The following is an 18,860-nucleotide window of genomic DNA, read 5'->3' on the forward strand; positions in this document are numbered from 1 at the left end:
GTGGCGAGTTGGTGGTGGCGACGTCGCGCGCGGCGGGCGTCCGCACACGTGGACGCTCGTGCACTAACCTGGGCGCATGACGACGACGACACCTTTCGGGCGCATGGTCACGGCCATGGTGACGCCCATGAAACCGGACGGCTCGATCGACTACGACGGAGTGAAGAAGCTCGCCGAGCACCTCGTCGCGAACGGGCACGACGGCCTCGTCGTCAACGGCACGACGGGGGAGTCGGCGACGACGACCGACGAGGAGAACATCGAGACGGTGCGCGCCGTCGCCGACGCCGTCAAGGGCCGCACAGCGATCACCGCCGGGGTCGGTACGAACGACACCGCGCACTCGGTACGCGCCGCCAAGGCACTCGCGGACGCTGGGGCGGACGCCGTCCTCGTCGTCACGCCGTACTACAACAAGCCGACGCAGGCGGGCATCGTCGAGCACTTCAAGGCCGTCGTCGGCGCCACCGACCTGCCGGCCATGGCCTACGACATCCCCGGGCGCTCGGGGACGGCGCTCGCGAGCGACACGATCCGTCAGCTCGCGACGATCGACCAGGTGCGCGCGGTCAAGGATGCCAAGGGCGACTTCTTCGAGGCGACGAAGCTCATGGACGAGACCGATCTGCTGTGGTACTCGGGCGACGACGTCGTCAACCTCGCGTGGCTCGCGCTCGGCGCAGTCGGCGTCGTCTCCGTCGTCGGCCACGTGGCAGGCAACGAGTTCCGCGCGATGATCGACGCTGTCGACGCGGGCGACCTCGCGACGGCGCGCGCCATCCACACCAAGCTCATCCCCGCGATCGACGCGCTGATGAACACCTCCCAGGGCGCCATCATGGTGAAGGCCGCCCTCAAGGAGCAGGGCGTCATCGACTCCGACGCCATCCGCCTGCCGCTGCTGCCCGCGGACGAGGCGATGTACGCCGTCCTGCGTGACGGCCTGACGAAGGCGGGGCTGCTGTGATGAAGAGTCCGCTCGAACTCGGCCCGCCGCCCGCGCTGGCGAAGAACGGTGCGCGCATCATCGCGCTCGGCGGTCTCGGCGAGGTCGGCCGCAACATGACGGTCGTCGAGTACGGCGGACGCCTGCTCATCATCGACTGTGGTGTCCTCTTCCCCGAGGATCACCCGGGCGTCGATCTCATCCTGCCCGACTTCGACTACCTCAAGGATCGCCTCGACGACATCGAGGCCATCGTTTTGACGCACGGTCACGAGGACCACATCGGCGCGGTGCCGTACCTGTTGCGCATGAAGAACGACATCCCGCTCATCGGCTCGACGCTGACGCTCGCGCTCATCGAGGCGAAGCTCAAGGAGCACCGCATCCGCCCGTACACGATGGCGGTGAAGGAGGGCCAGCGCGAGAAGATCGGCCCGTTCGACTGCGAGTTCGTCGCCGTCAACCACTCGATCCCCGACGCGCTCGCCGTCTTCGTCCGAACCCCCGCAGGCAACCTGCTGTGCACCGGCGACTTCAAGATGGACCAGCTTCCGCTCGACGGCCGCATCACCGACCTGCGCGCGTTCGCGCGGCTCGGTGAGGAGGGCGTCGACCTGTTCCTCACCGACTCGACGAACGCCGAGGTGCCCGGCTTCACGACGCCGGAGAAGGACATCACGCCCGCGATCGAGCGCGTCTTCGAGAAGGCGGAGCGACGCATCATCGTCGCCTGCTTCTCCTCGCACGTGCACCGCGTGCAGCAGGTGCTCGACGCCGCCGAGGCCCACGGGCGCAAGGTCGCGATGGTCGGGCGCTCGATGGTGCGCAACATGACGATCGCCGCCGACCTCGGCTACCTCAAGGTGCCCGACAACGTGCTCGTCGACATCAAGAAGCTCGAGCAGATGCCCGAGGACAAGCAGGTGCTTATCTGCACCGGCTCGCAGGGTGAGCCGATGGCGGCGCTGGCGCGCATGGCGAACCGCGACCACCGTATCGACGTGGGGGAGGGCGACACCATCCTCATGGCGAGCTCGCTCATCCCGGGCAACGAGAACGCCGTCTACGGCCTCATCAACGGCCTCATGCGTCTCGGCGCCAATGTCGTGCACAAGGGCAACGCGATGGTGCACGTCTCGGGCCACGCCTCCGCCGGCGAGCTGCTGTACTGCTACAACGTCGTCAAGCCGAAGAACGTCATGCCGATCCACGGCGAGTGGCGTCACCTCGTCGCCAACGGCAAGCTCGCCGCCGCGACGGGTGTGCCGAGCGACCAGGTGCTGCTCGCCGAGAACGGCGTCGTCGTCGACCTCGTCAACGGCAAGGCTGCCATCACGGGCGCGGTGCCGGTCGGGTACGTCTACGTCGACGGTTCGCTCGTCGGTACGACCGACGAGGACATGCTCAAGGACCGCCGCATCCTGCGTGACGAGGGCTTCGTCACCGTCATCGTCGTGCGCGACGCGAAGACGGGCGCGATCCTCGCCGGCCCGGACATCCGCACGCGCGGCTTCGCCGAGGGCGACGAGGTGTTCGACCGCGTCCGGCCGAAGATCGAGCAGGCGCTGCTCGAGGCACGCAACAAGGGTGTCAAGGACAGCCACCAACTGCAGCAGGTCATCCGGCGCGCCGTGGGCGGTTTCGTCGGCGGCAAGCTGCGCCGCCGACCGATGATCATCCCGGTGGTCATCGACGCCTGACGCTTCGGGGGTATGTCAGGGGGTCGTGTGAGGCGGCTGAGATCGCCTCTGGCTGCCATCTCGGATGAATGAAGGGTGCGACGCGTGTGACGCGTCGCACCCTTCGTCCGTTGGGGTGCAACTGGATTCGAAATGGACGTCGAGGTTTGTTATTGAGCGTGGTCAAAAAAACTCGCATGAGCGCGCGAGCGGGCCCTTCGACAGGAGCCACCGCGTCGGCATCCCGTATCTGACGAAATGCGGCGGTGAGCCCCTCGCTGGGGCCCACCGCCGCTCGTTCTCCTCACCAGGGGCGGGGCTCTGAGAGGTCTCGTCGGTCGGTGACGGGGCTCCACCCGAGGCCCGGGGTGTGGGTGTAGTCGAAGGTGGGCCCATGGGTGACGAGAGCACGCACGGCGTCGACGAGGCGTCGTGCGTGCTCTGTCGTCGTGGCGAGACCGATCGAGGCGCGCACTGCCGTCGCGCCCTCGCCGAGGCGCGCGTCGCAGAGCAGGTGAGCGCAGAATCGCCCGTCGCGCACAGCGATGCCGTGCTCGTCTGCGAGCACCTGAGCGACGAGCGTCGGGTCGTATCCGGCGACGGTGAACGTCGTGACGCCGACGTTGTCGCTCGCATTCCGCCTTGGCGCGCCATCGTCGAGGTGAGCGTCCGCGGCATTCTGCTCGTCGAAGAGTTCGACGATCCTCACGCCGTCGATCGAGGCGAGACCGTCGCGGACGATGGCGTGGATCTTCTCCTCGCGCGCCTCGGCTTCGCCGCGCTGCGCGGACAGCGTCGAGGCTGCGGCCGCGAGCGCGATGGCCCCGACCGCGTTCGGGGTGCCGCCCTCGTGGCGTGCGGGCGCGGGCGCCCAGGCGACGTCGCCGGCGCCTGACGCATCTTCGCTGACGCGGTGGCTCGCGCCGCCGGCGCGGAAGTACGGAGGGGCGGTGTCGAGCCAGTCGCGGCGCCCGACGAGGGCTCCTGAACCGTACGGCGCGTAGGCCTTGTGGCCGGACAGAGCGACGTAGTCGATGCCCCAGGCGTCGATGTCGACGCGGCGGTGCGGGGCGAGCTGCGCGGCGTCGAGAGCCGTCCGCGCCTCATGCCGGCGGGCGACGGCGGCGAGGCGCTCGATGGGCCACACCTCGCCCGTCACGTTGCAGGCGCCGGTGATGAGGACCAACACGGGAGCATCGTTGTGGGCGCGGAATTCCGCCAGAGCGACGTCGAGGTAGCCCTCAGCCTCGGCGTGAGAGTGAGGGATCGGCAGCCGCGTCGTCCGCTCGTCCGCCCACGGCAGCAGCGCCGCGTGGTGCATCGAGCGGAACACGAAGACCTGCGTCTGTTGCGGCAGACAGTGAGCCAACAGGTTGAGCGCGTCCGAGGTGTTGCGCGTGAAGACGGTGACGTCGTCCTCGCGCGCGCCGACGAACGCGGCGACCTCCTGCCGAGCCTCCTCGTACCACCGGGTCGTCAGCTGCGACGCCCGTCCCGCACCGCGATGCACCGAACCGTACGTGCGCAGGGTCGTGTCGACGGCCCGCGCGGCGGCCTGCAGCGCGGGAGCCGTCGCGCCGTGGTCGAAGTTCGCGTGCTCGACGACGCGCCCGTCGAGCGTCGCGACGCCGAGATCGGCGCCGATCGTGGCCAGGGCGGCATTGGCCTGCTGCGGCGCGTCCGCGCGATGATGGGTAGCCGTGGGCGTCTCGCGACGGGACCCGCCGGGGTGCGCGGGCTGGGTGTGGTGACGCTCGGGGTCCGCGACGGGAGTCCCGGGGGTTACGGCGTGAGCGGGGCGGGTCGTGTGGCTCGCAGCGTGGCGGCGCGCGTCGGAGTCAAGGATCGAGAGAATGGCAGAACGGGGCATCGAGGCTCCTCGAATCAGGGGCCTCGCCGTCGCCAGATGGCTCGGCCCGCGCTTGCCGACACCGGTGCTGGTGGCGGCCAGGTCGTCACCCGGAGCACCCCACCGCGGTGGAGGGTTGCCGTCCAGCAAGCCGGGGCTGTGCGCTGGAACTCATGACCTACGTGAACGCTCGCACCCGGCCCTCCGCCGCGTCCACCGACGTGCGGCCAGAGGTTCGCATCGTGAGATCACCTGTGGGATCGCGGATGGCGAGCGCCGCGCGCAAGAGTCGGCGTCTCGCGGTGGGGATGCCCGTGGTCCCCCGGGCAGCTGGCGGCGCCTCCGACAAGGGTCAGGGCGCTGTCGGATGCGAGCGCGTCAACGCGCCAGCGCATCGGGACGCGGATTCGAAGGTGTCGAGCCGACCCGCCGTCACCATTGGACCCGTGTCACGGCGTGGGTCCGCGAAAACGGCCGGAACCCCCACTAGCCTTGCGGGGTGGCGACCCGAAACAGACCAGCGAACGACAGCGTCCTCGTCGCGAAGAAGGCCTCTTCGCAGCCGCGCGCCAAGAGCTCGCGCCCGGCCGGCGCATCTGCGGCCTCGACGACGCGCGCCCGCACGACCCCGCCGAAGTCGAGCGCACCACGTTCGGGCGGCACGACGAAGAATGCACCCGCGCGCAAGACCGGCTCGTCGCGAGGGGCTGCTGAAGCGCGTCCCTCCGCGTCCGGTCGCGCTGCTCGTGGCGCGTGGATGGGTGTTTCGCACGTCGCCGGCGGCACCGTCCGCCGCGTCGGCGCCGCCGCTTCTGACCTCGAACCCGAACACCGTCGCGACGGGCTCGGTTTCGCCCTCCTCGCCCTCGGCATCGTCGTCGCTGCGCGGGAGTGGTGGGGGCTGCCCGGCATGTTCGGGGACGTCGTCCACGCCGTCGCGGCCGGCACGTTCGGCGTCATCGCCTACGTTCTGCCCGTCGTCCTCATCGGCATGGCCATCCACATGTTCCGCCACCCGCGGGGGCACCAGCCGACCAACCGCATGACGATCGGACTGACGATCCTCGCGCTCGGCTCGACGGGGATCGCCCACCTCGTCGGCGGGCGTCCGTCGACAGGGGTTTCGACCGCGGTGCGCGGCGCAGGCGGCATCCTCGGCGTCATCACGGGAGGGCCGCTGTCTGCCGCGCTCACGGTGTGGGGCGCGGGCATCATCCTCGCGCTCGTGTCGTTCTTCGGTTTCCTCGTGCTGACGCGCACGCCCGTCAATCGCATCCCGCAGCGCATCCGCGAGGTCGAGGCGCAGATCTTCGGCCACCCCCTCGATGAACGCGACGACGAGGGCGAGCTGCTTCAGCGTGACGCCGTCGCCGACGACCTGCACGGCGCCGACATCGGCAACCGCGCGCGGGGCGGCTCGCGTCGCGGCGCGGGTGACGACGCCCGGCGCGGCGATGAGCCCTACGAGCAGGCCGCCGAGGTCGTCGGCAAGGGACCGCGCGGCAAGGGCCGTGGCACATCACGCAACCCGCTCAACCGCCGTCGCGGTGAGCAGCAGATCTACGACATCGACACGATCGACGGCGCCCCGGCGGGCGTCGATCAGACGCGAGAGATGCCCGACGGCGGCTCTGACGACGAGCGCGCCGGCGACGCGAGCGCCGCTGCGCTCGCGCGAGCCCGGGCATCGCGCTCCGGAGCGTCGCCGGCAGGGGAGGCGGCAGGTGGGGCAGCGCGCCGCTCCGCACCCATGGATTCCGTCGACGATGCCGTTGTCGACCAGGCCTCCGCACGTGCGGCGCAGGCGTCGCGCCCGGCGTCGGCACAGCGGCCGGGGGAGTCGCCGAAGGCCGCGGCGGCCCGTCAGGATGCCGGTGCCACGCGCGTCGAGCAGGCTGCGCCGGCCGCAGCCGTCCCTCAACGTCAGGTGGAGGCTCAGCCCACCGAACAGCTTCCACCTCGTGTCGAGCAGCTCGCAATGGGCGGCGACGTCACGTACACGCTGCCCGATTCGAACGTCCTCGAACAGGGGACCCCGCCCAAGGAGCGTTCCGCCGCGAACGACCGCGTCGTCGACGCGCTGACCGAGGTACTCGAGCAGTTCGGTATCGACGCCGTCGTCAGCGGGTTCACGCGCGGCCCGACGGTGACGCGCTACGAGGTCGAACTCGGCCCCGGCGTCAAGGTCGACCGTGTGACGGGGTTGAGCAAGAACATCTCGTACGCCGTCGCGAGCGCCGACGTGCGCATCCTGTCGCCGATCCCCGGCAAGAAGGCCATCGGTATCGAGATCCCGAACGCCGACAAGGAACTCGTCAGCCTCGGCGACGTGCTGCGCAGCCAGGCGGCGCGCAACAACACGCACCCGATGGTCATGGGTGTCGGCAAGGACGTCGAGGGCGGCTACGTCGTCGCGAACCTCGCGAAGATGCCGCACATGCTCGTCGCGGGTGCGACGGGCGCCGGTAAGTCGAGCTTCGTCAACTCGATGATCACGTCGTTGCTCATGCGGGCCACGCCCGAAGAGGTGCGCATGGTGCTCGTCGACCCCAAGCGCGTCGAACTGACGGCGTACGAGGGCATCCCGCACCTCATCACGCCGATCATCACGAACCCGAAGAAGGCCGCCGAGGCACTCGAGTGGGTCGTGCGCGAGATGGACGCACGCTATGACGACCTGGCCGCGTTCGGCTACAAGCACATCGACGAGTTCAACAAGGCGGTGCGCGCGGGCAAGGTGCAGCTGCCGCCCGACAGCAAGCGCAAGCTCGCGCCGTACCCCTACCTGCTCGTCGTCGTCGACGAGCTCGCCGACCTCATGCTCGTCGCGCCGCGCGACGTCGAGGCGTCGATCCAGCGCATCACGCAGCTCGCGCGTGCCGCGGGCATTCACCTCATCCTCGCGACGCAGCGCCCGTCCGTCGACGTCGTCACCGGCATCATCAAGGCCAACGTGCCGTCGCGCCTGGCGTTCGCGACGTCGTCGCTCGCCGACAGCCGCGTCGTGCTCGACCAGCCCGGTGCCGAGAAGCTGCTCGGTCAGGGTGACGCGCTTTTCCTGCCGATGGGTGCGAGCAAGCCGATGCGCGTGCAGGGCGCATGGGTCAACGAATCCGAGATCCACGCCGTCGTCGCGCACGTCAAGAGCCAGCTCGCGCCGAACTACCGCGAGGACGTCGCGCAGGTCGCGCCGAAGAAGGAGATCGACGACGACATCGGCGACGACCTCGACGTGCTGCTGCAGGCCGCCGAACTCGTCGTCACGACACAGTTCGGATCGACCTCGATGCTGCAGCGCAAGCTGCGCGTCGGATTCGCGAAGGCCGGGCGCCTCATGGACCTGCTCGAATCGCGCGCCATCGTCGGCCCGTCCGAGGGCTCGAAGGCACGTGACGTGCTCGTCAAGCCCGACGACCTGCCGCAGACGCTGGCGTTGCTCAAGGGCGAGGACGTGCCCGATGCGTCGGGTGGCGACGGTTTCGCGGATGCTGACGAGGACGACGCCCTCGGCGGTAGGGGTTCGGGCGGCTCCGGGGGTTCCACGGGTGCACCCGGCTCGATGGGTGCGGGCGGTTCGATGGGAGCGGGGCCGATCGACCTCGTCGCGCAGTCGCAGGCCGACCTCGCCGAGCCGGGCGAGCAGTACTACGACGGGCACGACTCGTCCGATGACGACGGTTCTGAGGACGCCTGGAACCTCACGAGCAACGCCCGCTGACCCGCTCGTCCGCCCGCCGCTGACCCGCCCGCCGGCGGCTCGGGCGCGTCCTCATCTGCGATTCCCGTCCCCATCGGCGAATCACATCCACATGTGCGATTCCCGTCCACATTCGCGATTCTTGGTCACTTCCATGAAGGTGGCCAAGAATCGCCGTTGTGGACAGGAATCGCGAAGGTGGACGCCGTTCGCAGAAGAGGACGGGAATCGCGAACGTGGACGTAAATCGCCGATGGGGACGGCTGCGAGGGGACAGGACGGGTGCGTCAGGAGTGAGCCGGGCGGGCAGCGGCGACCTCGGTGAGGATGTCCTGCATCGTCGCCTCGATGGCATCGAATCCCGAGACGGGGCCGGCGATGAGTTCCTGCGTCGGGCCGACGGCGAACAGCGTCGGCGTGCCGACCCGCATCATCTGTGAGATGGCGAGCGGCTCGTCGATCATGACACGGGCCGGGTCGATGCCGCGCTCGACGATGGCGTCCGCCTGCAGGTGCGTCGTGACGACGTAGTGGATCGGCAGGGCACCGAGCTGTTCCTGCCACGCCGGCGCTGCGTCCATGACGTGCAGACACGACCCACACGACGGTGAGACGTAGAGAAAGATCGCTGGGCCCATCGCGCCAATCTGTCGCAGTGACGTCGTCGCGCCCGTCGCGTCCTCGAACATCATGAACGGCGTCGGCGTCGGCACGTAGTCGAGCAGATCATCGTCGCTCGCCTCTGAGGGGTCAGAGACGTTGTGAACGCCCGCGGCTTGAGGCGCTTGGTTGACGGAGGCGGCCGGAGATTCAGGGGCATCACCGGCGCGAGTGCCATCAGGGGCGACGGGCGTCTCAGCGGTGAGGGCGTCAACCCCGTGAGACTCGACGGCGCTCGACGCGGCGGCGTCGGCGGCCGGGGCGCCACTCGCGTGAGGCTTCGGAGGGTTCGGGGCCGCGGCGCCGGTGGCCGGGGCAACTGCGGGGTCCAATGGCGCGGCGTCCGAAACCCCCACGGTTGAGGTGTCGGCGGGGTTCTCGTTCGGCGCGGCATCGAGCTGGTCGGCGATGTCACCCATGAGAGCGATGACGTCCTTCGTGCCGCCCACCGGCCCGCCGGCGAGCTTGCCGTCGGCGCCGAGCAGCACGGCCGAGGGAGTGCCGACGCCGAACAGCCGCGCGACGGCGTACGTCTCGTCGAAGAGCAGGTCGAAGTCGTCGGCGTCGTCGAGGCCCGGCACGACCTCGCTCGGCGCCATCGGCAGCACGAGGCTCGTGCGCAGCGCCGGCATGGTGCGCTGCCAGGTGCGCGCGTGCTCGATGACGTCGATGCACGAGCCGCACGTCGGTGACACCAAGAGCAGCAGAACGGCTTCACGCGCCGCGAGATCGCGCAGGGTCACGCTCTGCCCGCCCGGCGTCGTGACGGCGGCGAAGGGGACGGGGACGCGCAGGTAGTCGTCCTCGTCGCCGCCGCCCGCGGTGGCCACCGGGCCCGAGACCGCAGAAGCCACCGAGTCGTCGCCGCGGTGGCCAGCGATGAGCCACGTCAGCAGCACCGCGCCCAACACGCCCGTGAGCCAGGCCCACTCGCCGCCGTCGAAATCACGCAGGCGCGCCAGGACGCCGTCACCACGCGCCGCGTCGAACAGCGACAGCGCCGCGAGCGCGACGAGGACGACGTTGCGTACTGCAGTGAGTCGGTCGACGAAGCCGAGGCCGAGCTTGCCGAAGCACGAGCACGTGACGGGCTCGCCGAAGCCCAGCGCGCGCACGATGACGACGAGGTAGGCGACGAACAGCAGCACGGCCGCTACGTTGACCACGGCCGCGAGCCACCCCGACGTCACGATGAGCGCGATCGCGAGCACGATCTCGGCGACCGGCAGCAGCGTCGGCACCTTCCACCGCATGAGAAATCGCGGCAGGCGCAGGCTCGTGAAGGCCTGGGCGGCGGTCTCGAGATCCGCGAGCTTCGCGACGCCGGAGACGAGGAGCACGAACGCGAGGAGGACGGCCGGGACGATCAGAGGGGCGTCATACACGCGCCAATGATAGGTCGCTCGGCGTGGGCCGAACCTTGGGCGAGGGCGGCGCCACTAGACTTTCGAGCATGACTTCCGCCCCCACCCGCAGCGTCGCCGTCATCACCCTCGGATGCGCGCGCAACGAGGTCGACTCCGAAGAGCTCGCAGGCGTCTGTCCGCGGAGGGCTGGACGCTCGTCGACGATGCCGCAGAGGCGGACGTCGCCGTCGTCAACACGTGCGGGTTCGTCGAGCAGGCGAAGAAGGACTCGATCGACGCGCTGCTCGAGGCGAACGAACTCAAGGAATCGGGGCGGACGCAGGCCGTCGTCGCCGTCGGCTGCCTCGCCGAGCGCTACGGCAAGCAGCTCGCCGATCAGCTGCCCGAGGCCGACGCGGTGCTCGGTTTCGACTCCTACACCGACATGTCGACGCACCTGACGTCGGTGCTCAACGGCCACAAGCCCGAGGCGCACATGCCAGGCGACCGCCGCAAGCTACTGCCGATCTCGCCCGCGAAGCGGCAGGAGGGCGCCGACGGTCTCGCACTGCCCGGCCATGGTGCGCCGGTCAGCGAGCCGTCGGACGTCGAGGTGGCCTCGCCCGTCGCGACGCCGCGCGTCATCCGTGCCCGCCTCGACGGCCGTCCGTGGGCGCCGCTCAAGATCGCGAGCGGTTGCGACCGACGGTGCGCGTTCTGCGCCATCCCGGCCTTCCGCGGCGCGTTCCTGTCCCGCCGTCCCTCCGACGTTCTCGCCGAAGCGCGTTGGCTCGCGGAGCACGACGTCAAGGAGGTCTTCCTCGTCTCGGAGAACTCGACGTCGTACGGCAAGGACCTCGGCGACCTGCGCATGCTCGACACCATGCTTCCCGAACTCACCGCCATCGACGGCATCGAGCGTGTGCGTGTGTCGTACCTGCAGCCTGCGGAGATCCGACCCGACCTGCTCGACGTCATGGCGAACACGCCCGGCGTCGCGCCGTACTACGACATCTCCTTCCAGCACGCCTCCGGGCCGCTCCTGCGCACGATGCGCCGCTTCGGTGACCGCGAGTCGTTCCTCACGCTCCTCGACGACGTGCGCCGCCGCACGCCGAACGCCGGCATCCGCTCGAACGTGATCGTCGGCTTCCCCGGCGAGAGTGAGAAGGACCTCGACGAACTCGAGCAGTTCCTCGTCGCGGCGCGCCTCGACGTCGTCGGTGTCTTCGGCTACTCCGACGAGGACGGCACCGAGGCCGAGAGCTACGCGGACAAGCTACCCACGGACGAGATCGAAGCCCGCCTCGAGCACTTCCGTACGCTCACCGAGGAACTCAACCTCCAGCGAGCCGAGGAGCGCGTCGGGGAGCGTCTCGAGGTGCTCATCGAGGCCACCGAGTCGGACGACGAGGACGACCCCGAGGCCGCCGTTCGCCATGTCGGCCGCGCCGGGCAGCAGGGCCCGGACGTCGACGGCATGACCTACGTCGAGGCCCCCGACGGGCGCGAACTGCGCGTCGGCGACATCGTCGAGGTCGAGGTCGTCGCCACCGAAGGCATCGACCTCGTCGGGGAGCTGCGCTGACGTGGCGCATCGTGCGACTCAGGGCCACACGCCCGACGCGACCGAGGGTGGCGTGACGGACGACCCAGCCTCCGAGCCTGCGGCCCCCGTCGACGCGCCTGCGGGCCGCGAGACCGTCAGCGACTGGAACATTGCGAACGCCCTGACGATGGGTCGCATCGCGCTCGTGCCGTTCTTCGGCTGGTTCCTCGTCGCTCGCGGCGGGCACGACGACACGTTCCGCATCATCGCGTTCGTGCTGTTCGCCGTCGCGGCGATCACCGACCGCATCGACGGCGACATCGCCCGCAAGCGCGGTCTCGTCACCGACTTCGGCAAGCTGATGGACCCGATCGCCGACAAGGCCCTCACCGGCATGGCGTTCGTCGGCCTGTCACTCATCGACGTCGTGCCGTGGTGGGCGACCGTGCTCATCCTCGCGCGCGAGATCGCCGTCACCGCACTGCGATTCGTCGTCATCCGCCGCAGCCACGGCGTCATGCCGGCCAGCCGCGGCGGCAAGATCAAGACGGCGCTGCAGGCACTCGCAGCCGGGCTGTTCGTGCTGCCGCTGCCGTGGGTCGGGCACGCGCTGGCGTGGGCGATTCTCGCGGGCGCGATCGTCGTCACCGTCGTCACCGGCGTCGACTACTTCGTCCAGGCGGCGCGGCTCAACCGCCGTCATGGGGGGCGCGGGGAGGAAGGGGCCGCATGAGCGTGGGAGCGTCCGAGACGGCTCAGCGGCTCGTCGAGGATTTCACCCGTCGCGGGCTGAGGTTCGCCTGCGCAGAATCGCTGACGGCGGGGCTCGTCAGCGCGGGGATCGCCGACGTCCCCGGCGCCAGCCGTGTGCTGCGCGGCGCGGCCGTCACCTATGCGACGGAGGCGAAAGCCGCCGTCCTCGGGGTGGACGAAGCTCTGCTCGCCGAACGCGGAGCCGTCGATGCCGAGGTCGCCACGCAGATGGCGCGCGGTGCGCTACGTCTCTTCGAAGCCGACGTGGCCGCCGCGACGACGGGCGTCGCCGGGCCGAGCGAACAGGACGGTCAACCTGTCGGACGCTGCTACGTGGCGATCGCGGTCGCGGACCGGGAATCCAAGCCCGACGGTGTGCGTTGTCACGTTCAAGAGTTCACCTTCAGCGGTGATCGCGCGGCGATCCGTCGGGCTGCGAGCGAAGCAGCATGGCGGATGAGCCTCGACCAGGCGTGAGGGCTCACACGATCCGTATGGAACACGCCGCCGACGAAACCGTCGTCGGCGGCTCGTCCACGGCGGCCCTCGGAGGGTTGTCACCCGTCGCCGCTACAGTGAGAGCAACCACAACTGGCACGCACGTGCCATCGTCACCAGGAGATACGCATGATCTTGCTTCGCGAAGAGCTCGGTGACGTGCTGCGCTCCCAGCGTCAGGCGCAGGGGCGCACCCTGCGCGAGGTCTCGAAGGCGGCGCGCGTCTCGCTCGGTTACCTGAGCGAGATCGAGCGCGGCGAGAAGGAAGCCTCGTCCGAGCTGCTCGCCGCCGTCTGCGAGGCGCTCGAGCTGCCGATGTCGCAGACACTGCACCTCGTCGCCCAGAACGTCGCGCGCGCCGAGGCTGCGCACGCACCCCTCGTCCTGCACCCCAACCGCGCGGCGGTCGCCAAGGCTGCGTGACGGCCCTCGGCTGAGCGGCGCCGTCGCGGGCAGCCCGCCGCGGTGATGCTCAGCGTCGCTTGCGGATGCCGTGCGGCCCGGCGACGAACCCCGCGTCCATCAGCGCCTTCACGATCGGCTCGTCCGAGGTGAGGGCGCTGATCCCGTTCACCGTCTTGATGCTGAGCGAGTCGACCTGGCCGCCGCTGACGAGCCCCGCCAATCGTGCGCCCACCTCCGGCCAGACGGCGTCCTCGACCGTCCAGGTGAGGGCCGTGCGGCCGCCGCGTTCCACGTAGGCGACGAGAGCGCCATCGGCGATGACGACGAGCGCGCCCGCCTTGCGCCCGGGACGGTGACCGGCGTGCTCGTCACGTGCCGGTGGCCACGGCAGCGCCGCGCCAAACGGGTTGGCCGGGTCGCAGGCCGCGAGCACGAGACACTCGACGGGCCGCGCACCCCACGGATCGGGCTCCGGCGCGCGCGTCGCACGCAGCGCATCGACGGCGACCGACGCCCCGAACTGCGAGGCACCGAGACCTTCGACGAAGTAGCCGCGCCGCACGAGCCCACGCTCCTCGGCGCCGGCGAGGACCTTGTAGACGGCGGCGAACCCGCCGACGACGTCCTCGTCGACGACGGCGCCGCGCGTCACGATGCCGTGGCGGGCGAGCAGCCCCTCGGCCCGCGTGAACGTGCGTTCGGTGAGATCATCCTCGGCTGCGGGCAGGAGGCGCCATCGTCCGACGGCGGTCGGAGGGGTCCTGCCGGCGGCCGCTGCGCTGGGGCGGCCGGCACGCGACGACAACGACGGACCCCGCAGGCGGGCATACCGCGAGCCGCGCGCCGTCGACACCCGCGGCTTGTGCGCACTCGCGCCGCCGGTGAGCAGAGCGCGCACGGGCGCGAACGTATCGCCGCTGACGTGACCGTTCCACACCGCGTCCCACAGCGCGCTCGTGAGAGCCGAGTCGTCCGCGGTTGCCAGGCGAGTGCGCAGATCGGCGAACAGGTGGCTGCCACCAGCCCCGAGGGCTCGCGCCACTGCGGCGCCGGTGAGGGGCGAACGCCCCTTCTGCGTCCCGGTCTGAGTGGGCGCTGCCGTCCTGTCGTCGCGGGACTCAGCGGTCGCGCCGTGCGCACCTGAGTCAGCCGTCATCGGGGCGGCGGCACCCGCCACCTCGGCGAGTTGGTCGGCGGGTGGTTCGCTCACACCCGAGCCATTGACGTCGGCATCGTCGGTGTTATCGACAACGCCAGAGGCCGCCGCGTCGGATGTCTGCGCATCTGGCTCGGCGTCAGATCGGGCGGCACTAGATCTCGCAATCTCGGACGATGCGGCAGCGGCCGTCGACCGCTCTTCTGCGGGCGCCTCACGGCCGGGGGCGTCGAGCTCACTCGGAAGGGCGTGCGCGGCCAGCGTCAGGGGAGCGGTGTCGGGGAAGTGGAAACTGATCCAACCGTCGTCGGCGGAGATGCTGCCGTGCCCCTGCCACAGCAGTTCACCGGCGGCGAGCAGCTCGTCGAGGTCGGAGGGGCGGTAGTTCGTCACGCGGGCCGGCAGGATGAGGCTCTCGATCGCGGACGCGGGCAGCGGCACCCCGACGAGCGGTTCGAGGGCGGCGAGCACACCGTCGGGTCCGCGCAGCCCCCCACCCACCTGCTGCCAGCGCGGCAGGAAACGGGCGTACTGCTCCGCGGCGACCGGTTCGATCTCCGCGCGCAATGACGCCAGCGACATGCGTCGCAGCGTGCGCAAGACGCCCGGGTCGCAGAACTCCCCGTCACGATCGCCGCCGCCGAGCGAGTCGGGCAGCAGAGCTCCGTGGACGAGGCGCGAGTCGTGCGCGAGCCGCGTCAGCGCACTCGTGACGACGGCGACGCCGAGGCCGTAGTGTCGCGCCGCGCGGGCCGCGGTGAACGGGGCGTGGCTCGCCGCGTATCGCAGCAGTAGATCGTCGAGCGGCGCCGTCACGGGTTCGAGATACGCCTGCGCAACGCCGGGCGGCAGCGCGACACCGAGCGCATCCCGCAGACGCGACGCGTCCTCGATCGCGGCGAGGCGCACGTCACCGCCCCAACGCACCTCGATGGCGCGCCGGGCCGCGACGAGTTCGCGCCACCACGGCTCGACGTCGCGGGCCTCGGCACCGGGAGGTGGGTCGAGCTCCGACTCATGGTCGGCCGCGTCCGACCCCACGTCGTCAGCCGTCACGTCCGTCGAGGTCGCCTCCACCGCGTCGTCGCCGGTCTCCGCCAGCTCACCTGCCGCCGTCGGCGCCGGACCGGATGACTCCGCCTGCGATACCACCGGGTCGGCCGACGACGTCGAGGCCGGCACAGCCTTTGCGGCGATCTCCTCGAGCGTCAGCGGGCCAAGGGCGCGCAGGGCATCGGCGAGATCCTCGGCATGGCGCAGACGCCGGTCGGGCGCGAGCCGTTGGGTGCGCGACTCGAACAACCGCACGACGTCGGGGTCGAGCAGGTCGGCGACGGACAGTCCGCCGGCGGACCCGAGCAGGTCGGCGAGCAACTCCGGGTCGAGCGACAACGCGGCGGCGCGCCGCTCCGCGAGCGGCGAATCGCCCTCGTAGAGGAACTGCGCGACGTAGCTGAACAGCATCGCCTTGGCGTACGGGCTCGGCGACGTCGTCTGCGTGTGCACGACACGCACCTCGCGCTTGGCGATGGAACGCATGAGATTCACGAGGCCGGGCACGTCGTAGACGTCCTGCAGCACCTCACGCACCGCCTCGAGGACGATCGGGAAGCTGGGGTAGGCGCTCGCGACCTCGAGCAGCTGCGCGGCCCGCTGACGTTGCTGCCACAGCGCCTGACGCTTGCCCGGGTTACCGCGCGGCAGCAGCAGCGCACGCGCGGCGCACTCGCGGAATCGCGCCGCGAACAGGGGCGTGCCGCCGACCTGATGGGTGACGATGTCGGCCACGTCGTCCGGGTCGAGCACGATCGCCTCGATGAGGGCGTTCGTCAGGGTGTCGTCATCGCCCTCGGTCTCGAGCAGGCGGAAGACCAGCCCGTCATCGGTGTGCATGGCCTGCACCTCGACGCCGAACCGCTCCGCCATCCGGGCGCTGACGGCGAGCGCCCACGGTGCGTGCACGGACGCGCCGAAGGGGGAGTGCACGACGATGCGCCAGTCGCCCATCTCGTCGCGGAAGCGTTCGATGACGACGGTGCGGTCGGTCGGCATGTGCCCGACGGCTTCCTGTTGCTCACGCAGGTAGGTGAGCAGGTTGCGGGCAGCGAGTTCGTCGAGCCCGAGTTCGCGGGCGCGCGTGAGGGCGTCGTCGTCGCTCGTCTCGGCCATCTCCCGGGTGAACGCACCGATCGCCGCACCGAGTTCGAGGGGTCGCGACAGTGCGTCACCCTTCCAGAACGGCAACCGCGCCACCTGCCCCGGCGCGGGGGTGACGAGCACCTGATCGCGCGTGATGTCCTCGATGCGCCACGTGCTCGTGCCGAGGGTGAACACGTCGCCGACGCGGCTCTCGTAGACCATCTCCTCGTCGAGTTCGCCGACGCGGCGCCCCGGCCCGTCGCCGCCCGCGAGGAAGACGCCGTACAGGCCGCGGTCGGGGATGGTGCCGCCGGAGGTGACGGCCAGTCGTTGCGCGCCGGGGCGCGAGCGCAGCACGTCGTCGCTGCGATCCCAGACGATGCGGGCGCGCAGCTCACGGAAGGTGTCGCTCGGATACAGCCCCGACAGCATGTCGAGGACGGAGTCGAGGACGCTGCCCGTCAGACCCGCGAACGACGCCGCGCGACGCAGCACCCGTTCGAGGTCATCGCGACGCCACTCGTCCATCGCAACCATCGCGACAACCTGTTGCGCGAGAACGTCGAGGGGGTTGGCCGGAACCGCGATCGACTCGATGAGGCCGCGCCGCATGCGGTCGACGACGACGGCGGCGCTCAGCAGATCGCCGCGGTACTTGGGGAAGAGCACACCGTGGCTCGTCGCCCCGACCTGATGACCCGCACGGCCGATGCGCTGCAGCCCGCTCGCCACGCTCGGTGGCGATTCGACCTGTACGACGAGATCGATCGCGCCCATGTCGATGCCGAGTTCCAACGAACTCGTCGCGACGACGGCGGGCAGGCGCCCCGCCTTGAGCTGGCCCTCGATCTCCGCCCGCACGTCCTTGCTCACCGACCCGTGGTGAGCGCGCGCGATGACGGCCGGCGTGCCCGCCGACGTCCCGGCACCGCCGACGAGCGCCGCAGGTGGGGTCGAGGCGCGCGCGTCGTACCCAGGCATGACCTCGTCGCGGGTCGCCCGGCCATCTCCGGCGCGAGCCTCGTCAGCCCGGGCAGCGCCGGTCATGGCGTCGCCGACGGGGCCTGTGGCCCACGGGTCGACGAGGGAGCTCGACGATGCGTGCGCTGGCTTGTCCGCGTCTGCGGCGGTCGCGTCGTCGTCGTTCAGATCGGCCGTGTCGAGGTCGATGTCGTCTGCCCCGGCTGAGCTGCCGAGCGCTTCCGCCTGCGCCGCGGCGTCGAGGCGCTCGGCCCAGATCTCGTTGAGGCGTGCCGTCAGACGCTCGGCGAGTCGCCGCGAGTTGGCGAACACGAGCGTCGAGGTGTGCGCGGCGATGAGGTCGACGATGCGTTCCTCGACGTGGGGCCAGATCGACGCCGTCCGCTCCGGGGCGTGATCGTCGAACGAGGCGTCGTCGTCCCGCGGGCTGGAGGCGAGGTCTGCCATGTCCTCGACGGGGACGACGACGTCGAGCTCCCACGTCTTCGTGATCGGCGGCGCGACCGTCGTGACGGGGCGCCCGCCGGCGAGATAGCGCTCGACCTCGCTGATCGGGCGGACGGTGGCCGACAGGCCGATGCGCTGCGCGGGGGAGTCGAGCAACTCGTCGAGGCGTTCGAGCGTGACGGCGAGGTGCGCGCCACGCTTGGTGCCCGCGACGGCGTGGATCTCGTCGATGATGACGTACTGCACGCCCTTCAGCCGCTCGCGCGCGTTGCTCGTCAGAAGCAGGAACAGCGACTCCGGGGTCGTGATGAGGACATCGGCGCCCTTGCTCGCGAAGTCGCGCCGCTGCTTCGGAGTCGTGTCGCCGGAACGCACCGCCACCGAGACCTCGGGCTCGCTCAGGCCGAGGCGCGTCGCCGCGTGACGGATGCCGACGAGGGGGGAGCGCAGGTTGCGTTCGACGTCGACGGCGAGGGCCTTCATCGGCGAGACGTACAGGACCCGGCAGCGGTGGTCGGCGTCGGGCTGCGCGTCGTCGCCTGCGTGCATGACCTGGTCGAGCCCCCACAGGAAGGCGCTCAGGGTCTTGCCCGAACCGGTCGGGGCGACGACGAGCGTGTGCTGCCCCTCACTGATCGCTTCCCACGCGCCCTCCTGAGCGGGGGTGGGTGCGCCGAACGTGCCCGTGAACCACTCACGGGTGGCCGGCCAGAAGCGTTCGACGACAGGGCTGTTCATGCGCCCAAGCGTGCCAC

General features: G+C 70.6%; 9 protein-coding genes, 1 pseudogene and 1 riboswitch. Of the genes and pseudogenes, 7 read left to right on the plus strand and 3 right to left on the minus strand.

Annotation, left to right across the window (positions count from 1 at the left end; all coding sequences use genetic code 11):
• The first annotated feature begins 76 nt into the window (after window positions 1-76).
• On the plus strand, window positions 77-967 hold the full coding sequence (dapA, locus tag J4Z35_RS11350) for a 4-hydroxy-tetrahydrodipicolinate synthase (RefSeq protein ID WP_074040532.1): 891 nt from the start codon (window positions 77-79) through the stop codon (window positions 965-967).
• The gene (locus tag J4Z35_RS11355) at window positions 967-2,646 is read left to right on the plus strand and encodes a ribonuclease J (RefSeq protein WP_062258077.1); all 1,680 of its coding nucleotides are present in this window, start codon (window positions 967-969) and stop codon (window positions 2,644-2,646) included. The genes dapA and J4Z35_RS11355 overlap by 1 nt, the downstream gene beginning before the upstream one ends.
• Before the next feature lie 283 nt (window positions 2,647-2,929).
• On the opposite strand, the gene J4Z35_RS11360 is transcribed toward J4Z35_RS11355, so the two are convergent.
• The gene (locus J4Z35_RS11360) at window positions 2,930-4,495 is read right to left on the minus strand and encodes an aminotransferase class V-fold PLP-dependent enzyme (protein WP_074040531.1); all 1,566 of its coding nucleotides are present in this window, start codon (window positions 4,493-4,495) and stop codon (window positions 2,930-2,932) included.
• A 43-nt stretch (window positions 4,496-4,538) separates the two neighbouring features.
• A riboswitch (SAM riboswitch) is annotated at window positions 4,539-4,653 on the minus strand.
• 578 nt (window positions 4,654-5,231) lie between these two features.
• On the opposite strand from J4Z35_RS11360, the gene J4Z35_RS11365 reads away from it, so the two are divergent.
• Window positions 5,232-8,192: a DNA translocase FtsK gene (locus J4Z35_RS11365; RefSeq protein WP_143181253.1), complete on the plus strand. Its 2,961-nt coding sequence runs from the start codon at window positions 5,232-5,234 to the stop codon at window positions 8,190-8,192.
• A 266-nt stretch (window positions 8,193-8,458) separates the two neighbouring features.
• On the opposite strand, the gene J4Z35_RS11370 is transcribed toward J4Z35_RS11365, so the two are convergent.
• Window positions 8,459-10,216, minus strand: coding sequence for a MauE/DoxX family redox-associated membrane protein (locus tag J4Z35_RS11370; RefSeq protein WP_074040530.1), 1,758 nt, complete (start codon window positions 10,214-10,216; stop codon window positions 8,459-8,461).
• A 68-nt stretch (window positions 10,217-10,284) separates the two neighbouring features.
• On the opposite strand from J4Z35_RS11370, the pseudogene rimO reads away from it, so the two are divergent.
• The 4 genes and pseudogenes from rimO (at window position 10,285) to J4Z35_RS11390 (ending at window position 13,400) form a co-directional block, all read left to right on the plus strand.
• Window positions 10,285-11,765: pseudogene (rimO, locus tag J4Z35_RS11375) on the plus strand (30S ribosomal protein S12 methylthiotransferase RimO).
• 52 nt (window positions 11,766-11,817) lie between these two features.
• Window positions 11,818-12,459: a CDP-diacylglycerol--glycerol-3-phosphate 3-phosphatidyltransferase gene (pgsA, locus tag J4Z35_RS11380; protein WP_074040547.1), complete on the plus strand. Its 642-nt coding sequence runs from the start codon at window positions 11,818-11,820 to the stop codon at window positions 12,457-12,459.
• Window positions 12,456-12,956 (plus strand): nicotinamide-nucleotide amidohydrolase family protein, encoded by a 501-nt coding sequence (locus tag J4Z35_RS11385; RefSeq protein ID WP_074040529.1) that lies wholly within the window; start codon window positions 12,456-12,458, stop codon window positions 12,954-12,956. The genes pgsA and J4Z35_RS11385 overlap by 4 nt, the downstream gene beginning before the upstream one ends.
• Window positions 12,957-13,106: 150 nt before the next feature.
• Entirely contained in the window at window positions 13,107-13,400 is a 294-nt protein-coding gene (locus tag J4Z35_RS11390) for a helix-turn-helix transcriptional regulator (protein ID WP_006944575.1), read from the plus strand.
• A gap of 49 nt (window positions 13,401-13,449) precedes the next feature.
• Here the strand turns inward: J4Z35_RS11390 and J4Z35_RS11395 are convergent, their stop codons facing one another.
• The gene (locus J4Z35_RS11395) at window positions 13,450-18,843 is read right to left on the minus strand and encodes a DEAD/DEAH box helicase (RefSeq protein WP_074040528.1); all 5,394 of its coding nucleotides are present in this window, start codon (window positions 18,841-18,843) and stop codon (window positions 13,450-13,452) included.
• Window positions 18,844-18,860 lie beyond the last annotated feature (17 nt).

The sequence above is a fragment of the Dermacoccus sp. NHGro5 genome (assembly GCF_017565385.1).
Taxonomy (GTDB): domain Bacteria; phylum Actinomycetota; class Actinomycetes; order Actinomycetales; family Dermatophilaceae; genus Dermacoccus; species Dermacoccus nishinomiyaensis.